The sequence below is a fragment of the Methanospirillum sp. genome (assembly GCF_035560735.1).
In the GTDB taxonomy this organism is placed as follows: Archaea; Halobacteriota; Methanomicrobia; order Methanomicrobiales; family Methanospirillaceae; genus Methanospirillum.
In genome coordinates, this window is record NZ_DATMYY010000080.1 from 1 (window position 1) to 2337 (window position 2337).

The window sequence follows — 2337 nt, forward strand, 5'->3', positions numbered from 1 at the left end:
CTCTAATACCCCCACCCCAAATGCATAATTATTATAGCTATCATGCATTCCGATATTGGTCCCTTTTTATTGATTAAAGGATGTTCCTGGAATAATATTTGAAAACCCTTTTTTCAGTAATCTGTTCTTTCTTTTCTCCGATACGTCTATCCGACAGTTCATAACCCTCAAAAGTCAAAGAATTATTAGGATATACAGGCCATGACTCAAAATCTCCTGATAGCCGATGAAACAATCGTCATTACGCTCCTGCTCATCGCTATCATAACAGCAATTACTCTAAGACATCTAAAGATGCCCTATACTATAGGCCTTGTAATCACCGGCTATGTCTTTTCTTCTTTTATCGTCCCTCATGTTTCCACCCTGAAGTCATTTCAGGGAATGGTCCCAAGTACAGATATTATCCTGTACCTCTTTCTCCCCCTTCTGATTTTTGAGTCTGCCATAGCCATGAATACCCGGCTACTCACCAGAAACCTCTTTCCTGTGCTTGGGCTTGCTATCATTGGGGTGGTAATATCAGGTGTTATCATCGGTGTATTGCTCTCTCTCTTCTCTCCCCTACCCCTCCTATATGCCCTTCTCTTCGGTGCACTTATCTCGGCAACCGATCCTGCAGCGGTGATATCCATCTTCAAGGAGATAGGGGTTCCCAAACGCCTTCAGATTCTGGTTGAAGGTGAGAGTCTCCTCAACGATGCCGCTGCGATTGTTATGTTTCAGATGGTTCTCGCTCTCATCGCTGCGTCATTGCTTGATCAGAAGATCTCAGTTTCACATACTTCAATGCAGTTTGCAAGTTCAGTTTTGATCTCGTTTGTTGGTGGAATTGTGATCGGTGGAATCACCGGTTATCTCCTCAGAGGTGTTCTCAAGCGAACCCCGCTTCACTCTCACATTCATCAGACTGCAACCCTTGTTGCTGCGTATCTCTCATACCTGATAAGTGATCATATCCTTGGATTTTCCGGGGTAATTGCCGTAGTGGTATGCGGATGTTTTGCTGCACAGGCAGCGTCTGACTGGATAGGCCCGGACCGTAGAGAAGATCTCAACCGGTTCTGGGAATACATAGGATTCCTTGCAAACAGCTTTATCTTTCTCCTTGTCGGAATTGCCATTGCATCACTTCAGGATCTCTCTGTGTTTATGACCGGAGCTGTCCTAGGAGTTATTTTCCTTGTTGCAGTGGTCACATTTGCCCGATTTATCCCGGTATTTGGCATATTCGGACTCTATAACTTATTTACTCCCAGAAAAATCCCAATCTCGTACCAGGTGATTAGTTTCTGGGGAGGTCTTCGGGGAGCAGTAGCAATCGCACTCTCGCTCTCTCTTCCATACTCGTTTCCATACCGTGATTTAATTGTAGAATTCTCCGTGACAGTTGTCCTGTTTACTATATTATTTCAGGGCCTGACAATCGGTCCCCTGATTCATCATCTGGGCCTCGGCCAGACCCGGCTGGTTAGGCAGTTTCACCAGATTTACACCGATCTTGTAACCTGCAGGTCAGGAGAAAGAAGTTTGCAGAATTCACCCATGAGTGATGTCATCGATCCTGAAATTGCCATGAAGTATATCAAAGAATACCGGATAATGTCAGCCTCACGGATGGAGAAGATCCAGGACTTCTGGAGTGAAATCAGAAAAAATCCAGATCGGAAAGAGATCCTTAAACTCTTCTGGCTTGAAGCCCTTCGGTTTGAGCAGAAACAATATCGGCTGCTCTATGATGAGGGTCTTATTCTTCCTGCAGTATACGCTGCCGTTCAGTTTCATGCGGCTTCCAGAGAAGATTTGATTCAGTCAGGAGATTATCATCCAGGAAAGAGTGAAGTAGGGCCTGGAGCCAGGTTCAGGAGATGGGTCACACGTACTATGAACCAAATCGCTCCCGGGAGCAGGATATCATTGTATTTAACACGAAGAGGCGAGATGAACCGTATCTTCATTGCTGTTGCACTGGTTGTTGCAGCATCAGCAACAATCAGATATCTGCGTGAACTTGCAGGAGTTGTCTGCCTGAAAACCGATGATATCACAGATATTCTTTCAGTCTACCACAGACTTGAGGGTGATGCAAGAGCATATCTTCAGTCAGATATTGTCAGATCTTCGCCATGTCTGAAGGATATCAGTGCATTTATTGCTGAAAGGACTGCCGGAGCCGGAATGATATCAGAATTGCATAAGCACCTGGATGACGGGGCAGGGGATGAGGAGACTCTTACCCGATATATTGACCGGTTGATTGAAGAAAAGAATAAATCACGGGTTGGATTGGTCAAGTCGTGCAGATAAGAAAGTCTGGCCTATGATAATGAACAAGTA

At 45.0% G+C, this 2337-nt stretch carries 1 protein-coding gene; it reads left to right on the forward strand.

The annotated features are described in order from the left end of the window. The first annotated feature begins 201 nt into the window (after positions 1-201). Positions 202-2307 (forward strand): cation:proton antiporter, encoded by a 2106-nt coding sequence (locus VN429_RS02305; protein ID WP_325629359.1) that lies wholly within the window; start codon positions 202-204, stop codon positions 2305-2307. Positions 2308-2337: the final 30 nt, after the last annotated feature.